Source organism: Streptomyces sp. NPDC031274 (assembly GCF_055570235.1).
The window spans coordinates 15090-38805 of sequence record NZ_JBVIHP010000004.1 but is presented as its reverse complement, the minus strand read 5'-3'; the positions used below and the strand labels follow the sequence as shown (position 1 = coordinate 38805).

21 protein-coding genes and 1 tRNA gene are annotated in these 23716 nt (G+C 70.8%); 9 read left to right on the top strand and 13 right to left on the bottom strand.

The window, feature by feature from the left end:
• The first annotated feature begins 15 nt into the window (after positions 1-15).
• Positions 16-1014 carry a magnesium/cobalt transporter CorA gene (corA, locus tag ACZ5CR_RS08365; protein WP_468855513.1) on the top strand — a complete coding sequence of 333 codons (999 nt, stop codon included), beginning with the start codon at positions 16-18 and terminating at the stop codon, positions 1012-1014.
• Between the two features lie 47 nt (positions 1015-1061).
• On the opposite strand, the gene ACZ5CR_RS08360 is transcribed toward corA, so the two are convergent.
• Positions 1062-1850, bottom strand: coding sequence for a ferritin-like domain-containing protein (locus tag ACZ5CR_RS08360; protein WP_468854926.1), 789 nt, complete (start codon positions 1848-1850; stop codon positions 1062-1064).
• Between the two features lie 235 nt (positions 1851-2085).
• The gene (locus ACZ5CR_RS08355; RefSeq protein WP_468854924.1) at positions 2086-3135 is read right to left on the bottom strand and encodes an LLM class F420-dependent oxidoreductase; all 1050 of its coding nucleotides are present in this window, start codon (positions 3133-3135) and stop codon (positions 2086-2088) included.
• A gap of 176 nt (positions 3136-3311) precedes the next feature.
• Here ACZ5CR_RS08355 and ACZ5CR_RS08350 point away from each other — a divergent pair, with 176 nt between their 5' ends.
• Together ACZ5CR_RS08350 and ACZ5CR_RS08345 are read left to right on the top strand one after the other, a co-directional pair.
• Complete coding sequence (locus ACZ5CR_RS08350) at positions 3312-4292, top strand: aldo/keto reductase (RefSeq protein ID WP_468854921.1); 981 nt, start codon at positions 3312-3314, stop codon at positions 4290-4292.
• On the top strand, positions 4289-6541 hold the full coding sequence (locus ACZ5CR_RS08345; RefSeq protein ID WP_468854918.1) for a helix-hairpin-helix domain-containing protein: 2253 nt from the start codon (positions 4289-4291) through the stop codon (positions 6539-6541). The genes ACZ5CR_RS08350 and ACZ5CR_RS08345 overlap by 4 nt, the downstream gene beginning before the upstream one ends.
• Positions 6542-6628: 87 nt before the next feature.
• Here ACZ5CR_RS08345 and ACZ5CR_RS08340 read toward each other — a convergent pair whose 3' ends face one another.
• The gene (locus ACZ5CR_RS08340) at positions 6629-7420 is read right to left on the bottom strand and encodes a hypothetical protein (RefSeq protein WP_468854917.1); all 792 of its coding nucleotides are present in this window, start codon (positions 7418-7420) and stop codon (positions 6629-6631) included.
• A 47-nt stretch (positions 7421-7467) separates the two neighbouring features.
• Between ACZ5CR_RS08340 and ACZ5CR_RS08335 the strand changes: the two genes are divergently transcribed.
• Positions 7468-7656, top strand: coding sequence for a DUF5703 family protein (locus ACZ5CR_RS08335; protein WP_055544534.1), 189 nt, complete (start codon positions 7468-7470; stop codon positions 7654-7656).
• Between the two features lie 86 nt (positions 7657-7742).
• Here ACZ5CR_RS08335 and ACZ5CR_RS08330 read toward each other — a convergent pair whose 3' ends face one another.
• The 3 genes from ACZ5CR_RS08330 to ACZ5CR_RS08320 form a co-directional block, all read right to left on the bottom strand.
• Positions 7743-8579, bottom strand: coding sequence for a chaplin family protein (locus tag ACZ5CR_RS08330; protein ID WP_468854915.1), 837 nt, complete (start codon positions 8577-8579; stop codon positions 7743-7745).
• Between the two features lie 141 nt (positions 8580-8720).
• Positions 8721-8954, bottom strand: a complete 234-nt coding sequence (chpH, locus tag ACZ5CR_RS08325) for a chaplin ChpH (RefSeq protein WP_389911664.1) — start codon at positions 8952-8954, stop codon at positions 8721-8723.
• Between the two features lie 195 nt (positions 8955-9149).
• On the bottom strand, positions 9150-10502 hold the full coding sequence (locus ACZ5CR_RS08320) for a M20/M25/M40 family metallo-hydrolase (RefSeq protein WP_468854913.1): 1353 nt from the start codon (positions 10500-10502) through the stop codon (positions 9150-9152).
• Between the two features lie 202 nt (positions 10503-10704).
• Here ACZ5CR_RS08320 and ACZ5CR_RS08315 point away from each other — a divergent pair.
• A tRNA-Leu gene (locus ACZ5CR_RS08315) sits at positions 10705-10792 on the top strand.
• A gap of 195 nt (positions 10793-10987) precedes the next feature.
• Positions 10988-11728, top strand: coding sequence for a methyltransferase domain-containing protein (locus ACZ5CR_RS08310; protein ID WP_468854911.1), 741 nt, complete (start codon positions 10988-10990; stop codon positions 11726-11728).
• Positions 11729-11757: 29 nt separating this feature from the next.
• Here the strand turns inward: ACZ5CR_RS08310 and ACZ5CR_RS08305 are convergent, their stop codons facing one another.
• From ACZ5CR_RS08305 to ACZ5CR_RS08295, 3 genes are all read right to left on the bottom strand, one after another.
• Entirely contained in the window at positions 11758-12681 is a 924-nt protein-coding gene (locus ACZ5CR_RS08305) for a YhjD/YihY/BrkB family envelope integrity protein (protein ID WP_468854908.1), read from the bottom strand.
• Positions 12682-12839: 158 nt separating this feature from the next.
• Positions 12840-14291: a hypothetical protein gene (locus ACZ5CR_RS08300; protein WP_468854906.1), complete on the bottom strand. Its 1452-nt coding sequence runs from the start codon at positions 14289-14291 to the stop codon at positions 12840-12842.
• A complete protein-coding gene (locus ACZ5CR_RS08295) occupies positions 14278-17154 on the bottom strand; it encodes a peroxidase family protein (RefSeq protein WP_468854904.1) in 2877 nt (958 codons plus the stop codon). The genes ACZ5CR_RS08300 and ACZ5CR_RS08295 overlap by 14 nt, the downstream gene beginning before the upstream one ends.
• 424 nt (positions 17155-17578) lie before the next feature.
• Here ACZ5CR_RS08295 and ACZ5CR_RS08290 point away from each other — a divergent pair, with 424 nt between their 5' ends.
• On the top strand, positions 17579-18856 hold the full coding sequence (locus ACZ5CR_RS08290; RefSeq protein WP_468854902.1) for a lipase family protein: 1278 nt from the start codon (positions 17579-17581) through the stop codon (positions 18854-18856).
• Between the two features lie 12 nt (positions 18857-18868).
• Here ACZ5CR_RS08290 and ACZ5CR_RS08285 read toward each other — a convergent pair whose 3' ends face one another.
• Both ACZ5CR_RS08285 and ACZ5CR_RS08280 read right to left on the bottom strand, forming a co-directional pair.
• The gene (locus ACZ5CR_RS08285) at positions 18869-19273 is read right to left on the bottom strand and encodes a YchJ family protein (RefSeq protein WP_468854900.1); all 405 of its coding nucleotides are present in this window, start codon (positions 19271-19273) and stop codon (positions 18869-18871) included.
• 41 nt (positions 19274-19314) lie between these two features.
• Positions 19315-20016 carry a FadR/GntR family transcriptional regulator gene (locus tag ACZ5CR_RS08280; protein ID WP_468854897.1) on the bottom strand — a complete coding sequence of 234 codons (702 nt, stop codon included), beginning with the start codon at positions 20014-20016 and terminating at the stop codon, positions 19315-19317.
• A 172-nt stretch (positions 20017-20188) separates the two neighbouring features.
• Here ACZ5CR_RS08280 and ACZ5CR_RS08275 point away from each other — a divergent pair, with 172 nt between their 5' ends.
• Together ACZ5CR_RS08275 and ACZ5CR_RS08270 are read left to right on the top strand one after the other, a co-directional pair.
• Complete coding sequence (locus ACZ5CR_RS08275) at positions 20189-20698, top strand: gluconokinase (RefSeq protein WP_468854894.1); 510 nt, start codon at positions 20189-20191, stop codon at positions 20696-20698.
• 64 nt (positions 20699-20762) lie between these two features.
• Positions 20763-22160, top strand: coding sequence for a GntT/GntP/DsdX family permease (locus ACZ5CR_RS08270; RefSeq protein WP_468854891.1), 1398 nt, complete (start codon positions 20763-20765; stop codon positions 22158-22160).
• Positions 22161-22272: 112 nt separating this feature from the next.
• Here the strand turns inward: ACZ5CR_RS08270 and ACZ5CR_RS08265 are convergent, their stop codons facing one another.
• Together ACZ5CR_RS08265 and ACZ5CR_RS08260 are read right to left on the bottom strand one after the other, a co-directional pair.
• Complete coding sequence (locus tag ACZ5CR_RS08265; protein ID WP_468854889.1) at positions 22273-22878, bottom strand: cytochrome b/b6 domain-containing protein; 606 nt, start codon at positions 22876-22878, stop codon at positions 22273-22275.
• Entirely contained in the window at positions 22850-23515 is a 666-nt protein-coding gene (locus ACZ5CR_RS08260) for a molybdopterin-dependent oxidoreductase (RefSeq protein ID WP_468855511.1), read from the bottom strand. The genes ACZ5CR_RS08265 and ACZ5CR_RS08260 overlap by 29 nt, the downstream gene beginning before the upstream one ends.
• Between the last annotated feature and the right edge of the window lie 201 nt (positions 23516-23716).

Genomic DNA, 23716 nt, shown 5'->3' with positions numbered 1-23716 from the left:
GGAAGAATGCGCTCCGTGATCGTGGACTGCGCGATGTACCGGGAAGGGCGCCGCACCGAGTGCGAGGCGGACTTCTCGGACGCCCTCGACGAGGCGCGCGGCGCGGGGGACGCGTTCGTCTGGGTGGGCCTCTACGAGCCCACCGAGGAGGAGTTCGACGAGGTCAGCAGGGAGTTCGGGCTGCATCCGCTGGCGGTGGAGGACGCCTTGAAGGCGCACCAGCGGCCCAAGCTCGAAATGTTCGACGACTCGCTCTTCGTGGTCCTGAAACCCGTCATGTACGAGGCGGACAGCGACGTCGTCTCGTCGGGCGAGGTCATGGTCTTCGTCGGCGACGCCTTCGTGGTGACGGTCCGGCACGGCGAGGGCTCGCCCCTCGGTGTCGTACGCCATCGTCTGGAGGCGGAGCCCGACATGCTCAAGCACGGCCCGACCTCCGTCCTGTACGCGGTCGCCGACGCCACGGTCGACCACTACCTGGACGTCGCGGGCGAACTGCAGACCGACCTGGAGGAGCTGGAGGCGGAGGTCTTCTCGCCCGAGAACGGGGGCAGCCGCAACACGGCGTCCCGGATCTACCGGTTCAAGCGCCAGATCGTGGAGTTCCGCCGGGCCACGGGACCGTTGGCGATGCCCATGATGCGCCTCTCCGGAACGGGCCCCTTCGCGCCCGATGTGCCCTTCGTCAAGGGAGCCGCACAGCCCTTCTTCCGGGACGTCAGCGATCACCTGACGCGCGTGAACGACTGGGTGGACAGCCTCGACCGCCTGGTGTCCGACATCCTCTCCGCTCATCTGGCCCAGATGAGCGTGCGGCAGAACGACGACATGCGGAAGATCTCGGCGTGGGCCGCCATGGCCGCGGTCCCCACGATGATCGCGGGGGTCTATGGCATGAACTTCGACCACATGCCCGAGCTGCACTGGGTGTGGTCCTACCCGGCCGTGATCCTGCTGATGGTCGCGCTCGAATTCTTCCTCTACCGGCAGTTCAAGCGCCGCGGCTGGCTCTAGCGCTCCGCCCGGTGTCTGGTACCTGGTAACTGGTGCCCGGTGCCCGCTCAGGCGAATCCGGGCGCCGGGGCGGCAGGCCCGCCGAGGGCGTCGCGCCGTCGGGGCATCTTCAGGGACACCATCCGCCGCCAGCCGCCGAATCGTTCGTACGCGCAGACGGCGTGGACGCCCGAGGCGAGCGCCGCGGACTTGGGCTTCGGCCAGCCGAGGACGCGCCCCATGTGGCCCATCACGGCGAGGCTGACGTCGCGGTACACGCGCGTCTCGGCACGGGCGCACTCGTGCAGGGAGTCCAGGATCGTCCGCCCGTGTCCCGCGGCGGCCAGGCGGAGCAACTCCTCGTGGCAGTAGGCGAGGTGGTTGTCCTCGTCGTGGCAGATCATCCTCATGGCCTTGCCGACCTCGGGGTGGTCGCCGAAGTACGTGACCAGCATGTTCATCTGGTCGGCCGCACGCTGTTCGGTGACGCGGCTGTGCGAGAGGTAGACGACGACGTCCTGCTCGGTCAGCGGCTCTTGGCGGCGCAGCTTCTCGTGCGCCAGGCCGATGCCCCGCCGTTCGAGGAGCATGGTGTAGTCGGTCTCGGGCGGGATCGGGACGGGCTCGAGGCCACGCTTCTTGAGAAGGGCGTTGAAGATCCGCCCGTGCTTGTCCTCGTCGGCGCCGTGCCGGGCGACTTTGGGAGTGAGGGCTCGCTGGCTCTCGGGGAGAAGCGCCGCGATGCGCCCGTTCTCCCAGCCGCCCTGCGACTCCCCGCTGGCCGCGATGGAACAGAAGAGCCGGAACGACTCGTCGTTGTCGAGGATCTCCTCGAAGACACTCCTGGCCGAAAGCATCACTGGCACCTCCATGCCCTCTGCGCGATCTCCGCAAAGAACAAGTCAAATGCGGTGGCGCGGGTGTGGCAACAGGTGTCAGGTACAGCTCCGCCAAACGAAGGACAGCCGACCGCGGGCGCGGCCGTAACCGAGAGGCGCCGCGGCGCGTTGTGCTCCGTGACGGCCGTGGCGGGGAAGACCCCCGAGCCCCCACCACGGCCGCAGAACTCCTCTTACGGTCGCGCCGGTACGGTTACGCCAGCCCAGCGCGCTCCAGCGCCTGCGGACCCGCACGCAGGGCCGTGATCCGTTCATCGAGCGTGAAGCCGGCCGGCGCCAGTGTGAGCGTGGTGACCCCGGCAGCCGCGTAGGCCCGCATCCGGTCGGCGATGCGGTCCACGGAGCCGAGCAGCGTGGTCGAGTCGATCAGCTCGCGCGGCACAGCGGCCGCCGCGCCCTCCTTGTCGCCGGACAGGTACTTGTCCTGGATCTCGGCCGCTTCCTTCTCGTACCCCATGCGCTGGGCGAGCTGGTTGTAGAAGTTCTGCTTGCGGCTGCCCATGCCGCCCACGTAGAGGGCGGTGTACGGGCGGAACATGTCCGCGAGGCCACTGACGTCGTCGCCCACCGCGAGCGGCACCGTCGGAACGACGTCGAAGCCCTCCATCGTCTTGCCCGCCTTCTCGCGCCCCGCGCGCAGATGGCGGATGGCGGTGTCCTCCAGGTGCTCGGCCGAGGGGAAGATCAGCAGGGCTCCGTCGGCGATCTCGCCGGTCTGCTCCAGGTTCTTGGGGCCGATCGCGGCGACGTACAGCGGGATGTGCTCGCGCTGCGGGTGGACGGTGAGCTTGATGGGCTTGCCCGGGCCGTCCGGCAGTGGGAGCGTCCAGTGCTCGCCCTCGTAGCTGAGGCGCTCGCGCGTCATCGCCTTGCGGACGATCTCGACGTACTCGCGGGTGCGGGCGAGCGGCTTGTCGAACTTGACGCCGTACCAGCCCTCGGAGACCTGCGGCCCCGAGACGCCGAGGCCGAGGCGGAAGCGTCCGCCGGAGAGCGAGTCGAGCGTGGCGGCCGTCATGGCGGTCATCGCGGGCTGCCGGGCCGGGATCTGGAAGATCGCGGATCCGATGTCGATGCGTTCGGTCTGCGCGGCCACCCAGGACAGCACCGTCGCGGCGTCCGAGCCGTAGGCCTCGGCGGCCCAGCAGACCGCGTAGCCGAGCTTGTCGGCCTCCTTGGCGACGGCGAGGTTGTCCTGGTCCATCCCCGCGCCCCAGTAGCCGAGGTTGATCCCGAGCTGCATGGCCGAATCCCCTTACTGAGCAGTAACGTCCCTGTGCCGGGGACTGTAGCGCGTGGCCCCGCATGCCGTCAGCGGCGGGCAGGGCGGGTGACGGAGCCGGCCGAGTCGTTCAACAGGACACAACTTTGTCCACAGCCCCTCACGCCGCTTGAGCACGCCCAGTAATCTCAGCGCCCATGGAGCAGAGGCATCTCGGCCGCACCGGCCTTCGCGTGTCCCGGATCGGACTCGGCACCCTCACGTGGGGGCACACCCAGGAGAGCGACGCCGCCGACCTGTTGAAGGTGTTCTGGGAAGCGGGCGGCAGCCTCGTCGACACGGCCGATGTGTACGGGGACGGGGAGGCGGAGTATCTGCTCGGCCGACTCATAGAGCGGCTCGTGCCACGGCGTGACCTGGTCATCGCGACCAAGGCGGGCAGCGTGCCCGACCCCGACCGCCGCTTCGACGGCTCGCGTGGCCACCTCCTGACCGCGCTCGACGAGTCCCTGGCCCGCCTGGGGACGGATTACGTGGACCTGTGGCAGCTGCACGCCTTCGACCCGCGCACGCCCCTCGACGAGACGCTCCAGGCCCTGGACATCGCCGTCAGCAGCGGCCGGGCGCGCTACGCGGGCATCTCGAACTTCTCCGGCTGGCAGCTCGCCAAGGCGGCGACGTGGCAGCTCGCGGCCTCGGGGGCGCGGACGCGCCTGGCCAGTGCGCAGATGGAGTACTCCCTGCTGCAGCGGGGCGTCGAGCGCGAGCTGCTGCCCGCTGCGATGGACCTGGAAGTGGGCCTGCTGCCCTCGTCGCCGCTCGGTCGCGGCGTGCTCACCGGGAAGTACCGCCACTCCACCCCCGCCGACTCGCGCGGCGCCTCCGAGCATCTGGCGCCGTTCGTCGCGCCCTACCTCGACGAGGCCGCGAGCCGCATCGTCGACGCGGTCGCCACGGCTGCGGACGGCCTGGCGGCCACGCCGCTGCAAGTCGCCCTCGCCTGGGTGCGCGACCGCCCCGGAGTGACCGCGCCGATCGTCGGCGCGCGCAACGCGCAGCAGCTCGCGGCCGCATTGTCAGTGGAGACCCTTAGTCTTCCTGACGAGATCTGCCAGGCGCTCGACGACGTGTCGGCGCCCGTGCACCGCTACCCCGATCACGACTGGAGCACGCTGTGAGTACGGAGCCGGAAACCGCTGCCGCGCAGGAAGCGGAGGCCGCTGCCGCACAGGAGACCGGGGCACAGGCGCCGGAGGCCGCCGCACCGGAGGCCACCGTGGACGCGGCCGACACCGAAGCCGCCACCGACGGCTCCACCGGTCCTGACGCCGCCGCCGAAAGCGCTGCCGCCACCGAAGAGGCCACCGCCGAGGACGCTGTCACCGAAGACGCGGCCGAAAGCAAGGAGCTCTCGGAGACCGAGGCCGAGATCGCCGCCCAGCGTGAACTGCGGGAGCGGATCGCCGAGCGGAAGGCCGCCAAGCAGGGTCCTGTCGACGCGGGGGCCAAGCTCAGCGGCACGGCCGCCGACCTCCTCGCCGCCGTGCGCGCCGTGGAGAGCGGCGAGCAGCCGACTGCCAGTGCCTTCCGTGAGCCCGAGCCCGCACCGCGCAGGGCCGCGCCCGAGCCCGTGCGGCGACCGCAGCCCGTCGCACCGGCCGCATCGGGACCGGGCGACGAGGCCGTGGACGCGGTCCGTGCCGTGCTCGCCGAAGGAGGAGCCCCGGCCGCCATCGCCGAGCGGACGGCGGCTGCGCTCGGCGAGGGCGCCGACGCCCTGCTGCGGGATGACCCCTGGCAGTTGCTGCGGGTCGGCGGTGTGCGCACGGAACAGGCCGACGGGTTCGCGCGGGCGCTGCTCGGCGCGGAGTGCGGCCCCGACGACGAGCGCAGGGGGCGTGCGATCACCGCCTGGCTCCTCGAGCAGGCGGCCGTCGCGGGGCACACGGCTCTGGACGCGGCGGCGCTCACCGCGGCGCTCGGACAGCGTGCCGTGCCCGATCCGGACGCGGCGGTGCAGAGCGCCATCGCGGAGGGCGACATCCTGGTCTTCCAGGACGCCGTCGAGACACCGGGAGCTCCGGCTCCCGTGCAGCAGGAGGACGACGACGAAGGCGAGGAGACCGAGCAGCCGGTCCGCGTCCTGGTCGGCCTCGAGCAGTACGCCCTCGCCGAGGAGAGCCTCGCCGACGGGATCGCCCGGGTGATCAACTCCCTCTCCAAGGAAACGGGTTCGGGCCCGCAGGCCGACGGCTGGGAGTCGGCCGCGGGCGAGGCGTCCGGTTCCACCGCCGAGCTGATCCGCGCGGTGGCAGGACACGGGCTCGTCCTGCACACCGGCGGCGAGGCGGCGCGCGCCGAGCCCGCCGCGCTCGTGGCGGCCGCCGCGGGCCTGGGCCTGCGGGCGGGGGCGGCCACGCACAGCTCCGCGGGGCGGGGGCGCCTCGCCGGGCTCACGGGCTCGGACGAGGCGGGCGCCGCGACCGTGGCGGGGCTGCTCTCCGGAGCGGAGGGCCCCGGACGGGACAGGGACGGAGCGCTCGACCTCGACCTCCTGGTGGTCCTGGACGCGCCGCAACTGGACGTGGAGACCGCCGCGATCCTCGTGGAGTCCCTGCCGGACGGCGCCCGTCTGGTGCTGAGCGGCGATCCGGGAGTGCTGTGGTCGGCGGGCCCGGGGCGGGTCTTCGCCGATCTCCTCGCGGCGCGCTGCTGCCCGCAGATCGTCTCGCGCGTCCCGGACCCCGGCCCCATCGGGGAGTTGGTCTCCGGCATCGGCATCGGCGAGCTGAACCAGGTCGAGGCGCCGGGCAAGGAAGTCGTGATCGTCCCCGTGCGCGACGCGGGCGAGGCGGTCCACCGCACGGTGCAGCTCGTGGCGGACTCGGTGCCCAGGGCGATCGGGGTGCCCACGCAGGACACCCAGGTCATCACCCCCGGGCACGGCGGCGCCGCGGGCACGCGCGCGTTGAACACCGCGCTCAAGGAGCGGCTGAACCCCGGCCCCGGCCGGTTCGGCGGCTTCGACCCCGGCGACCGTGTCGCCCATGTCCCGGCGCCCGGGCGCACGACCCTCGGCCGGGTCCTGCGGGCCGACGCGCAGGGGCTGCACCTGGAGTGTGACGGCGCCCCCGTCGTCGTACCGAAGGAACAGGTGGAGCAGACGGTGCGGCACGCGTGGGCGCTCACCGCGCACCAGGCCGTGGGCCTGAGCTGGCCCGCGGCGGTCGTGGTGCTGCCCGGCGACGCGACGGCGGCCCTGAGCAGGCCCTGGATCTACACCGCGTTCAGCCGTGGCGAGCGGCACCTGTCGGTGGTCCAGGGCGCGGAGCAGGCACTGCCGCGCGCGGTGGCGGAGATCCCCCCGAAGGCCCGCACGACGCGCCTCCAGACCCTCCTGCGCCCGCAGGTGCCCGCCACGCCCTGACCGTCCCGCGCCTCCGGGTGGCCGCCCCGTGCCCGGCGCCCTCAGGCGCCGGGCACGGCCGGGAAGGGCCGTGCCGCGCCTGAGGGATCAGCGATCGGCGTCCAGGGGGCTTCTGTCGTCGTCGACGTCGACCGAGTCCACCGCGTCTGCCTCATCGACGTCATCGACGTCATCGAGCTCGTCGAGTTCATCGAGGACCGCGATGGCGTCGGGATCGACGCGGACGTGAACATCGGCGTCGACGCCGTCGTCGTCCGGTTCGTCGTCGAAGACCGCGCTGACGTCGAAGCGGCACACGACCCGGTGCGGGTCGGCCTGGTCGAAGGGGGCGTCGAGCCACTCCCCCGGTTCCGCGGGCTCGTCCGCCGCGGTGACCCAGAGCGTGGAGTCGCCCTCCTCCAGGCCGAACTCCTTGTGCCGGGAGGCGATTTCGTCCGGTTCGAACTCGCCGAAGAGCACACCGAGAGCGGCGTGCACACTGCTGCCCGCCGCCGCGCCCGCGGGACCCTCGCCCGCCGTGTCCGCGTCGAGGTCCGCGACCCGCTGAGCCTGCGCGAGGAGCCGCTGCGGCTCCGCCACCGCGTAGTCCCTGCGGATCAGGACGCTCAGCGCGTTCGCGTCCTCCGGGCCCTGGTACGGCGGCAGCACATCGCTCTCCGAGCCGGGGATCTCGAAGGGGGTGACCTCGTCGTAGCGGTCGTAGAGGAGCTCGTCGTACTCCTCGGCCGCGGCGGCCAGCTCGTTGAACGCTTCGTAGACGGCCGGATCGTCCTCCCCCGACCTGCGTTCGACCGCGGCAAGGTGACGGTCGAGCGCGGTCTTGACCGCCTCGGCGGCGGCGCGTACCTCGGCAGCGGTGGGCTGCGCAGCATCAGACATAGTGCAGACGCTATCCGTACCGGGCCCGTACTTGCACAATAGATGCGATGCCGGAATACGAATTTGTCGACGTGTATGTGCCGCGCGGGGTCACCCGCAAGGAAGCAACGCGCCTGCTGACGGACCACGCCGAGTACGGACACTGGGAGTTGGACCGCCTGAGCCTGCACTCGGACGGCAGCCGCAGAGTGCGGCTGAAGCGGCGGATCATCCGCCAGCTGCGGGCCACCTGGTGAAGTGAGACGGCCAGAACGGAGGGCGCCCGACCAGGCGGGACGCCCTCCGTTCCATGCACCGGGTCAGGCGGCGACGCGCCCCCTGATCAGGCGGCCGACCGCGCCCTGCGGTACAGCACCGTCCCCGCGAGCAGCATGCCCGCGCCCACCGGCAGCACTACGCCCATCGGCAGATCGCTGCCCGTCTGAGCGAGCGATTCCGAGCCCTTCGGCATGTCGATGGCCTGCGCTCCCGGCTGGTTCGGCGACCCCGGGTGATTCGGAATCGCCCGGTCGTCCGACGGCTTCTCACCCGGCGTGCCGGGCTTCCCCGGCTCTCCCGGGTTACCGGGCTCTCCCGGGTTGCCAGGCTCCCCAGGGTTGCCGGGCTCCCCCGGATTCCCCGGCTCCCCCGGGTTGCCGGGCTCTCCCGGGTTGCCGGGCTCTCCCGGGTTGCCCGGCTCCCCCGGATTCCCCGGCTCCCCCGGATTCCCCGGGGACACGTCGCCCGAGTCGTTGGCGCATTCGTTGCCGGTGGTCGCGTTACCGAGGCCGCCGATGGTGACGCTGTTGCCGCAGACGTTCACCGGCACGTCGACCGGCAGCTGGACGTCGTTGCCCGAGCCGACGCCCGGCGAGTCGCTGCTGTGCCCGTGCGCCGCGGACCCGCCGCCCGAGGGCTTGTGCGAGCCACCCCCGTGCGAGGTGTTGGCGCAGCTGTTGCCCGCCGCGGGGTTGAGCACCCCGACGACGTTGACGGTGTTTCCGCAGACGTTCGCCGGCACGTGCACCGGAAGCTGGACCGAGTTGCCGGACAGCACTCCCGGAGAATCCGACGCACCCCCGTGGGCGCCCGAGTCGGCGTGTGCGTAGCCACCGCTGATGGCGAGTACGCCCGTCGCGGCCGCCACCGTGATCAGGCCTTTACGAGTGACCTGTCGCATAGGTTTTCCCTGCCTTATGACCTTCAGGAATGCGTACGCGCCTTGGGACACGTACGCGGAATGCCCGAAGGCCCCGGAGTGGCATTGCACGCACTCCGGGGCCGACGAACTCAGCCCCTCATGGGGCGAGACACAACAACGTCACTTGTTGACGCAGGTGTTGCCGAAGGCGGGGTTCAGCAGCCCGATCACGGAGACCGTGTTGCCGCAGACGTTCACCGGCACGTGGACCGGCGCCTGCACGACGTTGCCCGAGAGCACGCCGGGAGACTTCACGGCGGCACCCTGAGCACCGGCGTCGGCAGCAGCGATACCCGCACACGCGAGCACGAGACCACCAGTGGCAGCCGCAGCAGCGACGACCTTCTTGATCATTGTTCCTCCTTGTTGGCAATGCGATCCCAGCCGCGGACCGCACCACCTGTAACGAGGAGGAGGCAACGGGGCTACGAGCCTATGGTCCCTTTCACTCTTTTCAGTCAAGTACGTACGCGCTGACGATTATTGGAGTTTCGCTTAAGCACGTTTTTCCACCGCGCATCCGTCGCCGAAGGGCGCGTGGACCGGCGCTCAGGACGCGTCGATGAACCGGTCGAGCACGCGCACACCGAACTTGAGGCCGTCCACCGGCACCCGCTCGTCCACACCGTGGAACATGCCCGCGAAGTCCAGCTCCGGCGGCAGCTTCAGCGGGGCGAAGCCGAAGCCGCGGATGCCGAGGTCGTCGAAGGACTTGGCGTCGGTGCCCGCGGAGAGCATGTACGGCACGGCGCGGGCGATCGGGTCCTCGGCCTGGAGCGCCGTCTGCATGGCGTCGACGAGCGCGCCGTCGAAGGTGGTCTCGAGGGCCTTGTCCGCGTGCACGTCCGTGCGCTTGACGTTCGGGCCGAGGAGCCGGTCCAGGTCGGCGAGGAACTCCTCCTCGTACCCCGGCAGGAAGCGGCCGTCGACGTGGGCCGTCGCCTGCCCCGGGATGACGTTGACCTTGTAGCCCGCGCCCAGCTGGGTCGGGTTGGCGGTGTTCTTCAGCGAGGCGCCGATGAGCTTGGCGATGCCGCCGAGCTTGGCGAGCGTCTCGTCCATGTTCTCGGGGTCGAGCTCGGTGCCGAGCGCGTCGCCGAGCTCGTCCAGGAAGTGCCGCAGCGTCTTGGTGACCCGCACCGGGAACTTGTGCCGCCCGAGCCGGCCCACGGCCTCGGACAGTTCGGTGATGGCGTTGTCCTTGTGGATCATCGAACCGTGACCGGCCGTGCCGTCCACGGTGAGCTTCATCCAGTGCATGCCCTTCTGGGCCGTCTCCACGAGGTAGAGGCGCAGGTCCTCGTTCACCTGGAAGGAGAAGCCGCCGACCTCGCTGATGGCCTCCGTGACGCCTTCGAAGAGCCCCGGGTGATGGTCGACGAGGTAGCGCGCGCCGTACGTGCCGCCGGCCTCCTCGTCGGCCATGAAGGACAGCACGATGTCGCGCGGAGGCTTGCGGCCGGTGCGCATGCGCTCGCGGACGACCGCGAGGGTCATCGCGTCCATGTCCTTCATGTCGACGGCGCCGCGGCCCCACACACAGCCGTCCGCGATCTCCCCGGAGAAGGGGTGGTGCGTCCAGTCCTGGGCGTTCGCCGGTACGACGTCGGTGTGGCCGTGGATGAGCAGCGCGGGCCGGGAGCGGTCCTCGCCCTCGATACGGGCCACCGTGGAGGCCCGGCCGGGGTGCGATTCGAAGATCTGCGGTTCGAGCCCCACCTCGGCGAGCTTCTCCGCGATGTACTCGGCCGCCTTGCGCTCGCCCGGGCCCGAGTGGTCGCCGTAGTTGCTCGTGTCCATGCGGATCAGATCGCGGCAGAGATCGACGACCTCGTCCTCGCCGGTGACGGGCCGCGACCGGTCCGCCTCGCCCGCCCTGTCGGCCCTGCTCGACTCGCTCACGATGGTTCCTCCCGCTATCGCTCCTGGTGGTCCTCCTCATCCTCCCGCGCCGACCCCTCGACACCCAAGGCCGGGCACCCGCCGTCATACGCCGTTCACGCGGATGACCTGGGTGACCTGGGTGATCGCCCGGGTGATCGGAGGCCCTCGAATGTTTGCTATGGTTTTCCACGTCGCCGCGGGAAACCGCGACAGACCACCGGTCCGGGTGGCGGAATGGCAGACGCGCTAGCTTGAGGTGCTAGTGCCCTTTAACGGGCGTGGGGGTTCAAGTCCCCCCTCGGACACCAAAGATTGACCAACGGAGCGCCGGTCGGGAGAAATCCCGACCGGCGCTCTGCGTTGTCGGCATGTACAGCACAAGTCGGCTGCCGCCGCCACCCCCTTCGTGGAACTGGGCGCGATTACTACTCACGGACGGCCCAAATCTCCGATTTCGTTGTCAGTACCTAGAAAATCTGACGAAAACGACGACGGGGGTAAATATGTCCGTGCTGAGTGCTGCTCGCGACGGGGTGAACCGCGCGCTGCGGCCCTTCGGTGTGCAGATGGTCCGTGGGCACAGCGACGACCCGGCGATACAGCCGTTCCTGTCCGCCCGTAGGACGTTGGCGGCGGCCCGGCGGGCGGGGGTGTCCGTCGAGGACCACATCGACCGCTACAGCGCCGCTCCGGGCGCGACCGCCGAGACCGTGGACGCGCTGCTGCGCCTTGCGGACCTCGGTGAGCACGTGGAGCGCGTGTGCGAGATCGGCGCGGGCTCAGGCCGGTACGCGGCCAGGGTGACCGCGGCGACGCACCCGGACGCCTACGAGATCTACGAGACCGCCGGAGACTGGCTGCCCCGCCTGAGGTCGCTGCCGAACGTGGTCGTGCAGCCCGCCGACGGGCACACGCTGAACGCCACTGCCACCGAGTCGGTGGATCTCGCGCACGCCCACAAGGTGTTCGTCTACATCCCGCTGGTCGTGACCGTCGCCTATCTCGACGAGATGGCCCGGGTCGTACGCCCGGGTGGGATCGTCGCGTTCGACGTGGTGAACGAGGACTGCCTCGACGAGGCGACGACGAAGAACTGGGTCTCCGGTCGAGCGACGCTCTACGGCATGATCTCGCGCACGTGGCTCCTCGACCGCCTGGCTCAACGTGGACTGTCGTTGCTGGGCAGCCATTTCGTGCCGCTCAGCGGCGGGCGGACCGAACTGCTCGTGTTCCGGCGGGCATGAGCCCTGGCGCGGAAACCTGAGTGGTTGCCTCAAGTCGTCCGTTCGGTCCGCCGTCCGTCCGGTCCGTCCGGTCCGTCTGGTCCGTCTGGTCCGTCCGGTCCCTCGTCCGTCAGTCTGCGCCGTAGCCGCTGCTCGTGGACGAGGCGCCCCACCAGCGCCCCGCCGTACACGACGAAGCCCACCCCCACCAGCCAGGACTGCAGGATCAGCACGGTGCCGAACGGGCCGTACGTCACCGCGTTCGACGCGATCAGCGGAGAGAAGACGAACTGCGAGAAGATCCGCAGCCCGAGCAGCCCCAAGGCGGTCGCGGCGGCGCCGGGGGCCAAGGCACGCCATCGGATCCGGCCACAGAGGAGCAGGCGCTGCGACCACCAGAAGAAGAGGAAGACGCCGATGGCGTCGCCCGCGGTGACAAGGACGGTCTCGACGGCGGACGACTCCTTGGGCGAGGGCGCGGTGACGAAGAGCAGCAGGAACAAGACCAGCACGGCCAGCCAGACGACGTGCCGCCACATGGTGTGCCACCGTGCCGAGGGCAGGTCCCAGGCGCGTTCGTAGCCGGTCTGTACGGCGGATCCGAAGGTCACGCCGAACGCGGCAAGGGCGGCGAGACCGAACGCCGTCGTCCGCTGCAACGCCTGCCCCGGCTCGCCGAACAGCCGCTCGACGTCCTCCTCCGGCACCTCGGAGACCCCGAGCCCCTGCACCAGCCAGCGGGCGAAGCCCTCTCCCCTCGCCAGGTCGGCCGCGGCGACGACGACGAGGAGAGGCACGAGGGTCAGGAAGCTGAGCGCCGCGAAGCCCATGGCGCGGTGCATCAGCTCCATCTCGCGCCCACGGTTCCAGGCCAGCCCGACAGCCGACGCCAGGAGACGGCGGTGGAGTCGCCGGAACCGAGGTTCGTGCTGCGCGGAGCCGCCGTGGTGCGGCGTACCAGATGCTGGGGGCATGTCGGATCGCCTACCCGCAATCGTCGGGGAGCCAGTCCGGAGTACCGCCGAACGGGCATGACGTCCCGCAGTCAGATCATCGGGGGCGCGGCAAGCGGTCCGGCCCCGGGGGGCCGGTTCCGCGGTGGGTGTCTGCCTCTGTGCCGGGGTCCAGGGCCCTAGCCGTCCCACAGACCTTGGTGGCGGCGGTGCGCCGGTGTCAGACCCTGGGTGAAGTACTTGTCGTAGTACTCGTTCTCCACGTGGTGGGCCTGGAGCCAGATTCCGGGGACATGGATCGCGTCCGTGTGCGCGGGGAAGCGGCGGTGCGTCTGGAGGATGTACGCGCAGATGTCACGGGCGCAGTCGATCACCCGCTCGTCGTACTCGCTCGCCTCGGCCAGATAGCGCTGCCCGTAGTCCTCCCGGTAGATGCGGCTGAAGACGTCCCTGTCGCTGTAGACGCCCCCGGGGCCGAACTTCTCGCGGATCACCGCGTCCACCGCGTCGGACATCGTCGCGAACGCGGGCGGACACGCGGCGGAGATCAGCTGCTCGCCGCCCGGCGCCTTCAGGCCGACCGGGTGCGAGCGTACGTTCGCGTACTTGGGGAGCGGGATGTGCCAGCGCCACACGTCGGCCGGGCGCCAGCGCGGGGTGACGAAGGTGAAGCCGAGCATTCTGCCGTAGGTGCGAGTGAATTTCGGGTCGCCCAGGGCGATTTGAGGGTTGATGGACGCATGGATCCAGGCGCCGAGGCCCATCGCGTCGGCGACCAGCATCACGTTCTGGAGCAGCAGGTCCGCCTCGATCTGGGTGCGGAGCGGGCCGAGGGACCCCAGCGGCAGCTTCACCTTCTCGTTCAGGAAGCCGTTCTTGATCCACTTCTTCACGCCCGCGGGACGGTAGAAGTTCCGGTCGTCCACCAGGGTGGGCCGCGCCCCGTCCGGCTGTGTGAGCAGGTACATCAGGGCGTTGATGTACTGGTGGGACAGGTCCACCACCGGGAACAGGACCGTCGTGCCCGGCAGGTTGGACAGGAAGCGGTTCGAGTCCAGGTAGGCCGGGAAGTCCCGCAGGCCCTGGGCCACGTCCAGGCGGTGGTCGAGGACCTTGACCTTGGCCTCGCGGGCGCGGGCGGTCAGGGTCGGGGCGTCGAAGGGCTCTTCGGGCGCCGGGGGCAGCTTCCTCAAGTAGTACGTGCCGGTGTCGTTGATCAGGAAGAAGTGCGTGCCCTGTGCGTTGTCGGGGCTGCCCGCCGTACGTCCCGCCATGGTCAGGTTCGGCTTCGCCATGATCGGCTTGCCGTCGCGCGGGTCCTCGAAGGGGCGGTCCGGCATCGTGAGCCCGGTGCAGCCGGTGAGGGCGATCAGGACCGCTTCCTCCAGATCGGTCAGCGGCTGCGGGGCGTCCTTGGAGACGTAACTCATCGATCCCGCGGGGACGCTGGCGCCGCGGCTCACCCGGTGGGTGCGGCGGCGCCAGACCGTCTCCAGGAGGGGGCGTGCGAGGAGGTCGGCAAGGCCGGGGTGGTGTCCGTCCGCCCTGCTGTCGGGGCTGCTCCTGCTGTCCGGGCCGCTCCTGCTGTCGGGCCCGCCCGTGCTGCCGGGTACTCCCTCACCCGGTTGCATCGCTGCCGCCGTCCCGCATCGGCTGCACCTGCCGCCACGGCGCGAACGCGCTCGCGTCGCGCGGCAGCAGGCCCGCGAGGTCCGGGGCGTGCCGCTGGATCACGGACTTCATGCCGCCCTTCTCGACCCAGTCGATGCCGAGCGGTGTGTAGATCTCGGGGCGGTAGTCGACGGTCAGGAAGCGGTCGCTCTGCAGGCGCCGCGTGGCCATCAGGATGAAGATGCGGAAGGCCGTGTCGCTGAAGCCGAAGCCGGTCGGCGGGTTCTCTGCGAACAGGCCGACCACGGTGTCGATCTCGTCGACCGAGTCGTAGACGTCCTTGAGGCGCGCGACGGTCTCGGGGTCCTGACTCAGGTCCTCGAAGCGGCTGATGCGCGGCTTGTGCAGGCCCGCGCGGAAGTCGTTGTAGCGCGGCACGCCCCGCCTGCGGGTGCGGACGAGGTCGACGACCGACAGGTCGATGATCTCGCCGTCGCGCTCGAAGCGCTGGAGCGCGCGGGGGTAGTTGTTGAGGGTGATCGCGCCGGGGTGGGCGATGCCGAACGAGTAGAGGGTGTCGGCGAGGCCCGTCTTGCGGATGGCGGCCTCGGCCGCGCCGCCCTGGATGTCCTGGAAGCTGAGGTTCTCCAGGCGCTGCCCGAAGTGGTGCTCGCGCATCACGTAGTCGTCGGGGATCAGCGGGTGCATCCGGTAGACGGTGACGAAGTCCTCGGTGAGGGAGTACGGCGCCGACTGGTGGTCCGGCAGTGTCTTGGGGATGCCGGTCAGCGAGTGGGATTCCAGGAGCCACAGGCCGAGCTTGTTCAGCCACTTGTTCGGCGGACCCTCCCAGTTGGTGTGCAGACCGAGGTCGATGGCCTTGGTGGCGAGGATCGCCGGGGTCCACTCCACCGTGTGGATCTTGGCGATGAGCGCGGAGACGACCAGACGTGCCGTGTGGTAGATGCTGTCCTCGCTCATCGCGGGGTATTCGTGGCGCAGCGCCGCGCAGACCGCGTTGTGCTCGCGGGCGAAGAGCGTGTGCATCGCGCTGAGGCCGAGCCACCAGCTCTCGTTGAAGCCGGTGAGCGGGATGCCGTTCTGGCCGGTGGGCAGGTGGCCGTCCTCCAGGCGCAGGTCGGCGCTGCCGTTGGCCTCGCGCAGGAACTTCGCGGTGAGCTCGTCCGCGCCGTACACCTCGGAGCCGTCCCACCAGTGGGATGCGGTGTTGGCGAAGAGGATCGGGGGCTGGTTGCCGGGCAGGTGGATGCCGTCGTTCTCGGCGAAGCGCATCACGTTCTCGGCAGGGCCGCCGGGGGTGTTGTGCCAGGTGCTGCCGCCCGGCAGCGGGACCTCGACGGCCTGGCCGCCGACGGGGTGGCGACGGTGGTTGACCCAGTCGTGGACCTGGAACTGGATCCAGGCGGCGGCCAGGATGTTGAGCGAGGTCGCGGGGACGAAGGTCTCGCGCTGCAGGAGGGTACGGCTGACGGTGACCGGGTTCGGGGTGTCGAAGAGGTCGGGCCGGTAGTCGGGCTTCAGGTTGCGTCCGAAGGCCGCGCCCACGGCTCCCATGGAGGGCTTGGAGAGGTCGTTGTACGTCCCGTCGAACGACCGGGCCGTCCGCAGCCGCTCGTCGACCGGCGCGGGCACGGGGACGGCCTTCGGCGGCGCCTCGGGGATGTCGGTGTCGATGAGGTTGAGGCGCCTGAGCACCTTGCGCAGGTAGACCAGGTTCAGCAGGCTCGCGTCCACCGGCAGCCTGTACCACGGCACATAGCGGTTGAGCGCCGCGAAGAACCGGCCGACCGGGATGCCGAGCACCGTGTTGCGCAGCGGCTCCCCCGTGGTGAAGCGCAGGCCCTGACGGTGGGCGGCGCTCGCTTCGTACGCGGCTTTGCGGGCGCGGTTGAGATTGCCCAGGGGGCGGAAGTCCTCGGTCGTGTACCAGGGGTTGAAGGCGAGCTCCTCGACCCGTCCCGCCGCCGCCATGGCATCGGCGGTGGCCAGGTCCTGGCGTGGCACGGTGAGGCGTCCGACGGGCACCGCGGGCGTGATGATGTCCTTCCACTCCACGGAGCCGTCCTCGACGGGCGTGCGCTTCTCGTCCACGTACCGCTGGACGCACAGCTCGAAGGCGACGTCCGACGTGACGAGGCGGTGCGCGAGCTCGCGGTGGAGGAAGCCCGGGTCGCGGCGCTCGGGTTTCGGCTCGGGGGCGCTGCCCACGACGGGGCGCAGGAGGTAGCGGACCGGGCCCGCCTCACCCCAGAGGATGGCGCCGCGGCTCCAGTACGTCTCCCTGGCGAGGCTGTTGACCGTGTGCCGGGTGGCGGCCTGGATGTTGCGCCGCATCCGGGTCGCGGTGGACAGACCGACGGCGAGCGGGAGCTTCACGAGCAGGCCGAAGGCCTTCTGCACCGGATGGGTGGCGCCCGCCATGGCCTTGGCGAAGGCGACGAACTCACGGGCGTCACGGGCGTGCGACACCGGGAAGTTGGTGGCGAGCAGGTCGTGGCTCTCCTCGTCCGACACCGTCACGCGCACGGCCACGCCGCGCAGGTCGGCCGCGGCGTCGGGCTGCCGGGTGCCGCTCGCGTTGGAGAGCCGGACGGTCGCCCGGTACTCGGCGCCCGGCTGGGCGAATCCCGAGCGCAGGGCCTCGGGCAGGTCGTCGTGGAAGGTGAGGCGGGCGTTCTCCACGGCGAGCGCGGGTTTCGCGTGCTGGGTGCGCGCGAGGGAACCGGCGCCGCCGGCGCGCCGGTTCTTGTCCTGGACCTTCATGATGTCGCGGGCCAGGCGCTCGAAGAGACGGTGCTCCGCCTCGGGGCTGCCGCCCGCGTATCGCTCGTAGGTCTGCTCGTACTGTCCGGTGTCGGCCATCAGGCGCTTCCTTCGCACGCAGGCGTACGGGACGGGGCAGGGTCCTGTCGTCGGGTTCCCGCCCTCCGCCCGGTGCGGGGCAGGCGGGGATCCGACGACAGGGCCTAGGACGCTACTGGCGGGGCGGGACGACCGCAGCGTGGGTTCCCGCCTATGTGCGGGGCGCGGCCCCGGTGTCGAACAGGCACGCGGTGAAGGGCATTTGGGCCCGTCGGGGCGCTGGGGTGGCCGTGCGGGGGCGGCTCGGGTGATCGTCCGGTCGTCTCTCTGGGGTCTCCGCCCACAGCAACCCCACGAGTGGAGCGCACCGATGGCCGGACCGTGACGGGCGCACGCGGACGGAGCGCGCACGAGTTGACCGCGGGTCAGGCCCGGTGGTGTGCTCGCAACTCCCTTGCCGCCAGCGCACGTTCCGGGGGAAGACATGCGGGATCAGTACGCCAAGGCGCCGTCCTTCACCGATCTGCGCCCGTACAAGGAGGTCACCGGAACCGGCCCCACAGGGGCCTTCCCTGTCTATCCGGACCTGGTGGAGCGGCTGTTGGCGAACACGTCGCAGCCCGATCCGGAGGGCGTCGTCCCGCACGCCCTGGCGACCTGCGCGGCCTACGCGTACGCGGGCACCCCGCAGGCCGCCGACCCTCAGACGCTCGCCATGATCATGGCCAGGGTCGGCCTGGAGGAGAACCGCTGCCGGGTCTTCGAGCAGCGGGTGGACGCGCTCTACATCACCTCGGCGGCGTACCTGCTGCAGGACAAGGACCGGCGGGTGGTGATCCTCTGCTACCGCGGCACCCAGCCCGAGGACATCATCAGCATCCTCACGGACGCCGACGTACGGCCCGAGACGCTCCGCGTGGACCTCGACGGCGAGCGGTACGAGGTCCACGCGGGGTTCTACCGCAACATGCGGGCCTCGCGGTACCTGGTCATGCAGGCCCTGGAGCGGGCGATGCGCGGCGAGTCGGTCGACCCCGACGAGCAGGGCACGGTGGGCGAGGGGATGGAGGCGCTCTACATCACCGGGCACAGCCTCGGCGGTGCGATGGCGGCGCTGATGGGCGTCGTCCTGATGCACGAGCCCCGGTACGCCGCGGTCGCGGAGAAGCTGAGGGCCGTCTACACCTTCGGCCAGCCCATGCTCGGCGGGCCCGACTTCGCCGCCGCCTGCCACCGGGTCTGCGACCGGCAGGGCGTCCACGTGCTGCGCGACCGGCTCATCCGCTACATCTACGACCGCGATGTCGTGCCGGCCCTGCCGCCGCGCCCGGTGGGGCCGTACGCCCCTTTCGGCCGCGAGTTCCACTATCGGCGCCGGCAGGGCGTGGTCGACGGCGCCCTCACCCTCGTGGCCGACGCGATGATCGAGGCGCTGTCGCTGCCGGGTGATCTGCTCGGGGGCCGGCTGCGTGCCACGGCGCGGAGCCGGGTGAAGACGATGGGGCGGGCCGTGGCGGGGCTGGTGCGGGGGCCCGGCAGGCAGCCCGGCTGGGTCGAGGTGCGGGACCCGGCGCCGCACTACCCGCAGATGGACAGCCTCGCGGGGCTCGCCGTGGTGGCGCCCCTGGCGTTCTTCGCGGCCCGGCTCGCGCTGACGCGGAACGTCCCGTTCACGTACTCCTTCGAGGACCACGGTCCTGGGCACTACGTGAACGCGCTGGCTCCGCCCGGGGTCATGAGCGAGTTCGGGGACGTCCGCTAGCCCGCCGGTCCGCTAGTCGATGAAGGCGCCGTCGACGTACACCCAGGCCCCGTCGAGCCGCTCGAAACGGCTGCGCTCGTGCAGGGCGTCCTTGCGGCCCCCGTCGGTGTAGCGGGCCCGGAACTCGACCGTGCCGGTGGTGTGGAACGCGGTGCCGTCCGCCGTGTCCAGGATCTCCAGGCCGACCCAGCGCAGGTTCGGGTCGAACTCCACGCGCGGCGGCCGGGTGCGCGGATGCCAGGAGCGCAGGAGGTACGCCTCGTCCTTGGCGGCGAAGGCGCAGTAGCGGGAGCGCATCAGCTCCTCGGGCACGGCGGCCACGGCCTCGCCCCGGTGCAGCCGTCCGCAGCACTTCTCGTACGGCTCGGGGTGGCCGCAGGGGCAGCTGGTCTGGGGACGGGGGGCGCGTCGGGACATGCGGACCATTGTCCCCGACGCGGGTACGTGCTCCGGAGCCGCTACGGGGCGAGGATGTCCAGCTCGTGCAGGGCGCCCACGGCGATCTCCCGCGTCAGCTCCTCGGCACGCGCCGCGTCGCCCTCACGCACCGCCTCCGCGAGCCTGACGTGCAGGGTGACGGCCGCCGGGTCCGGGTCCTCGAACATGACCTGGTGGTGGGTGCGGCCCGCGAGGACCTCCGCGACGACGTCGCCGAGGCGGGCGAACATCTCGTTGCCGGACGCGTTCAGGACGATGCGGTGGAAGTTGATGTCGTGGAAGAGGTAGCCCTCAAGCTGCTGCCCCCGCGAGGTCGCGACCATGCCGAGGGCGCACTCGGTGAGGGCCGCGCACTGCTCGGGAGTGGCGTGCCGGGCGGCGAGCCCCGCGGCGGCCGGTTCGATCGCCGAGCGCAGGACTGTGAGCGAGCGCAGCTGGCGCGGCCGGTCGGCGCCCGCGAGACGCCACCGGATGACCTGCGGGTCGTAGACGTTCCACTCCGCCGTGGGCAGTACGGTCACACCGACCCGGCGCCGGGACTCGACGAGGTGCATCGACTCCAGGACCCGCACCGCTTCCCGTACGACGGAGCGTGACACCTCGAAGCGCTGGGCCAGCTCGTCCGTGCGCAACACGCTGCCCGGCGGGTACTCGCCTCCGGTGATGGCGGGCCCGAGGCTTTCCAGTACGCGAGCGTGCAGCCCACGGGCCTGTGCGGTCATGACGTCAGGGTATGCGGGGACCTTCGGGAACAAAAAGTCAGACTTTTGTGTCACAGGCTCTTGAATTTGTCAGACCTAATGGGTTTCAGTGACGTGAACGAGCCACGGGTCCCCCCCGTCCCGTGGCTCGTTCTCGGACCGATGTCGAAGAAGACAGCGAGGCAGGACAGCGATGAGCACCCCCCACGTCGTCGTAGTGATGGGCGTGGCAGGAACCGGCAAGACAACGATCGGTCCCCTGCTCGCGGCCCAGCTCGGCGTTCCCTACGCCGAGGGCGACGACTTCCACCCCCCGGCGAACATCGCCAAGATGTCGGCCGGGACCCCGCTGACCGACGACGACCGCTGGCCGTGGCTCGACGCCATCGGCGCCTGGGCCCACGGCAGGGCCGGGCTCGGCGGTGTGGTCAGCAGCTCGGCGCTCAAGCGCAGCTACCGCGACCGCCTCCGGTCCGCGGCCCCCGGCCTCGTCTTCGTCCACCTCACCGGCGACCGGTCCCTCATCGAGGACCGGATGTCCCACCGGGAGGGCCACTTCATGCCGACGGCCCTGCTCGACTCGCAGTTCGCCACGCTGCAGCCGCTCGGCGCGGACGAGGCGGGCGTCGCGGTCGACGTCACCGGCGGTCCGGAAGAGATCAGCGAGCGTGCCTTCAAGGCACTGGGCGCGCTCGGCCAGTAGTTCCCGTTCCCCCGAGTTCCCGTTCCCCCGCACCCCCCTCCCCTGACGCACAAGGAAAAGCACCGTGACCAGTCTCAGCGTTGAGATGCTGGCAGCGGACGCCGTCGAGCCGATCACCGACGCTGGCCATGCCCAGCTGGGTATCGCCGTCCTCGCGGGCATCGCCGTCATCGTCCTGCTCATCACGAAGTTCAAGCTGCACGCGTTCCTGGCCCTGACCATCGGGTCGCTCGCCCTTGGCGCCTTCGCGGGCGCCCCGCTCGACAAGGCGATCGTCAGCTTCACCAAGGGCCTCGGCGACACGGTCGCGGGCGTGGGTGTGCTGATCGCTCTCGGCGCGATCCTCGGCAAGCTGCTCGCCGACTCCGGCGGCGCCGACCAGATCGTCGACACGATCCTCGCCAAGGCGGGCGGGCGTTCGATGCCGTGGGCCATGGTCCTGATCGCCTCGGTGATCGGGCTTCCGCTCTTCTTCGAGGTCGGCATCGTGCTGCTGATCCCGGTCGTCCTGATGGTCGCCAAGCGCGGCAACTACTCACTGATGCGGATCGGCATCCCGGCACTCGCCGGTCTGTCCGTGATGCACGGTCTCATCCCACCGCACCCCGGTCCGCTGGTCGCGATCGACGCGGTGGACGCGAACCTGGGCATCACCCTCGCCCTCGGCGTGCTCGTCGCCATCCCCACGGTGATCATCGCCGGGCCCGTCTTCTCGAAGTACGCGGCGCGGTGGGTGGATGTCTCCGCCCCCGAGAAGATGATGCCGCAGCGGCCTTCGGAGGACCTGGAGAAGCGTCCCGGGTTCGGCGTGACGGTCGCGACCGTGCTGCTGCCCGTCGTGATGATGCTGGCCAAGGCCCTGGTCGACATCATCGTCGACAACCCCGACCACACGGTCCAGCGGGTGTTCGACGTCGTCGGTTCGCCGCTGATCGCGCTGCTCGCCGCGGTGCTCGCGGGCATGTTCACTCTCGGCCGTGCGGCGGGCTTCACCAAGGGCCAGCTCTCGACCACCGTCGAGAAGTCGCTCGCGCCGATCGCCGGTGTGCTGATGATCGTGGGTGCGGGTGGCGGCTTCAAGCAGACCCTCATCGACTCGGGTGTCGGTCAGATGGTCCTCGAGATCTCCAAGGACTGGTCGATTCCGGCGCTGCTCCTTGCGTGGTTGATCGCCGTGGTGATCCGTCTCGCGACGGGGTCGGCGACGGTGGCCACCATCTCGGCCGCCGGCCTCGTGGCACCGCTGGCCGCGGACATGTCCGACTCGCACACGGCGCTGCTCGTGCTGGCGATCGGGGCGGGGTCGCTCTTCTTCTCGCATGTGAACGACGCGGGGTTCTGGCTGGTGAAGGAGTACTTCGGGCTTGACGTGGGGCAGACGATCAAGACCTGGTCGGTCATGGAGACCATCATCTCCGTGGTCGCGGGTGGGCTGGTGCTGTTGCTGTCGCTCGTGATGTAGCGGGGGCGGAGCGGGGTTCCTGTCCGGCTTCGCCGAGTTCATCCTCGAATGCCGGACGGGCTGGAGTTCCAGCCCGTCCGGCGTTCGAGGACGTCTTGTACCGCCCCAGGCCCTACCTGCGCCACAGCGGATGCTCCCGCTCCGCCCACTCCGGGTCCACAGACCCGGTCCGCATCCCTCGCCTCGCCTCCGGGTCCGCCCACGCCATCCCCACATGGCCCGCGATCACCACGCCCAAGGCCAGCGCGAGCCAGTCGTGGACGAACGTGCTTCCCGTGCGCCAGGCCAGGGGGGTCAGGTGCGTGAACCACATCAGCAGGCCCGTGCACAGCATCACCAGGACCGCTCCCGCGAGCCAGCCCGCGTACAGCTTCTGGCCCGCGTTGAACTTGCCCGCCCGCCGGGTGCGGCGCCGCAGCCAGGCCCGGTCGTACGGCCCGAAGCGGTTCAGGAGGCGCAGGTCGCCGCGGAACGCGCGGGACGCCAGGCCCGCGAGGAACGGGGCGGGGAGCAGGAGGCCCGACCATTCGTGGACGGTCACCACGAGCGCGCGGCGCCCCACGAGCTCGGCCAGCTGAGGAATGTACAGGCACGCGGCGGTCCCGACGCACACGCCCATAAGGAGCGCCGTCATCCGGTGCACCCAGCGCTCCGCCGGGCTGAACCTGCGCACCCGCGCCGCAGCCGCCTCAAGCCGTGGGCTCGTCGTCCCTGCCATTCGAATCACCCACCCACGCGTCGACGTCGTAGCCCCGATTCTCCCAGTACCCCGGCTCCACCTCGTCGGTGAGCGTGATCCCGGAGAGCCACTTCGCCGACTTGTAGAAGTACATCGGGGCGGCGTAGAGGCGGGCCGGGCCGCCATGGGTGTGGCTCAGGTCCTTGTCCTGCATGCGCAGGGCCACCAGGACGTCCTTCCGCCGCGCCTGTCGCAGCGTCAGGCTCTCGCTGTACGTACCGTCGAAGCAGGTGAAGCGGATGGCGCGGGCAGTGGAACGTACCCCCGCCGCGTCCAGGAGGCGGGAGAGGCGTACGCCCTCGAAGGGTGTGCCCGGCACGCGCCAGCCCGTCACGCACTGGACGTCACGCACCAGACGGGTCTGCGGCAGGGCGCGCAGTTCGGCGAGGGAGTACGTCGTGGGACGGTCGACCAGGCCGTCGATCTTCAGGCGGTACGTCGACGCGCTCTTGTGCGGGACGGACGCGGCCACCGAGTAGTAGCGGAAGCCGCCGCCGTTCGGGAGCAGGTCCGTCAGGCCCGTGGGGTCCTTGTCGGACGCGGCGCCCAGGAAGGATTCCAGGCCCCGCTGGAGCGGCTGCGCGGCGGCCACGCCCACAGCGCCGATGCCGAGCATGCCCAGGACCAGGCGGCGGCCGACCGGCGTACCGCCGCCGTCCGTGCCGTCCGCGCCGTCCTGGGCGGGCCTGCGGAGAGGGGGAGTTGTCACCCCTCGATTCGAGCACCCGCGGCCCCCGGGGTACAGGGGCCGCGGGAATCCGTCAGCGTTCCGTCACACCTTGTTCCGTCACAGCGTGTTCCGTCACAGCGTGTTCCG

Bases quoted from the DNA above. Each gene is read 5' to 3' on its own strand.
- ACZ5CR_RS08350 (WP_468854921.1), top strand. From the start codon at position 3,312: ATGGAGCAGAGGCATCTCGGCCGCACCGGCCTTCGCGTGTCCCGGATC.
- ACZ5CR_RS08300 (WP_468854906.1), bottom strand. From the start codon at position 14,291: ATGCAACCGGGTGAGGGAGTACCCGGCAGCACGGGCGGGCCCGACAGC.
- ACZ5CR_RS08330 (WP_468854915.1), bottom strand. From the start codon at position 8,579: ATGCGACAGGTCACTCGTAAAGGCCTGATCACGGTGGCGGCCGCGACG.
- ACZ5CR_RS08305 (WP_468854908.1), bottom strand. From the start codon at position 12,681: ATGCCCCCAGCATCTGGTACGCCGCACCACGGCGGCTCCGCGCAGCAC.
- ACZ5CR_RS08280 (WP_468854897.1), bottom strand. From the start codon at position 20,016: ATGACCGCACAGGCCCGTGGGCTGCACGCTCGCGTACTGGAAAGCCTC.
- ACZ5CR_RS08265 (WP_468854889.1), bottom strand. From the start codon at position 22,878: ATGGCAGGGACGACGAGCCCACGGCTTGAGGCGGCTGCGGCGCGGGTG.
- ACZ5CR_RS08355 (WP_468854924.1), bottom strand. From the start codon at position 3,135: ATGCAGCTCGGGATCAACCTCGGCTACTGGGGCGCGGGGATGGACCAG.
- ACZ5CR_RS08340 (WP_468854917.1), bottom strand. From the start codon at position 7,420: ATGTCTGATGCTGCGCAGCCCACCGCTGCCGAGGTACGCGCCGCCGCC.
- ACZ5CR_RS08360 (WP_468854926.1), bottom strand. From the start codon at position 1,850: ATGCTTTCGGCCAGGAGTGTCTTCGAGGAGATCCTCGACAACGACGAG.
- ACZ5CR_RS08295 (WP_468854904.1), bottom strand. From the start codon at position 17,154: ATGGCCGACACCGGACAGTACGAGCAGACCTACGAGCGATACGCGGGC.
- ACZ5CR_RS08275 (WP_468854894.1), top strand. From the start codon at position 20,189: ATGAGCACCCCCCACGTCGTCGTAGTGATGGGCGTGGCAGGAACCGGC.
- ACZ5CR_RS08285 (WP_468854900.1), bottom strand. From the start codon at position 19,273: ATGTCCCGACGCGCCCCCCGTCCCCAGACCAGCTGCCCCTGCGGCCAC.
- ACZ5CR_RS08310 (WP_468854911.1), top strand. From the start codon at position 10,988: ATGTCCGTGCTGAGTGCTGCTCGCGACGGGGTGAACCGCGCGCTGCGG.
- ACZ5CR_RS08260 (WP_468855511.1), bottom strand. From the start codon at position 23,515: ATGCTCGGCATCGGCGCTGTGGGCGTGGCCGCCGCGCAGCCGCTCCAG.
- chpH (WP_389911664.1), bottom strand. From the start codon at position 8,954: ATGATCAAGAAGGTCGTCGCTGCTGCGGCTGCCACTGGTGGTCTCGTG.
- ACZ5CR_RS08290 (WP_468854902.1), top strand. From the start codon at position 17,579: ATGCGGGATCAGTACGCCAAGGCGCCGTCCTTCACCGATCTGCGCCCG.
- ACZ5CR_RS08335 (WP_055544534.1), top strand. From the start codon at position 7,468: ATGCCGGAATACGAATTTGTCGACGTGTATGTGCCGCGCGGGGTCACC.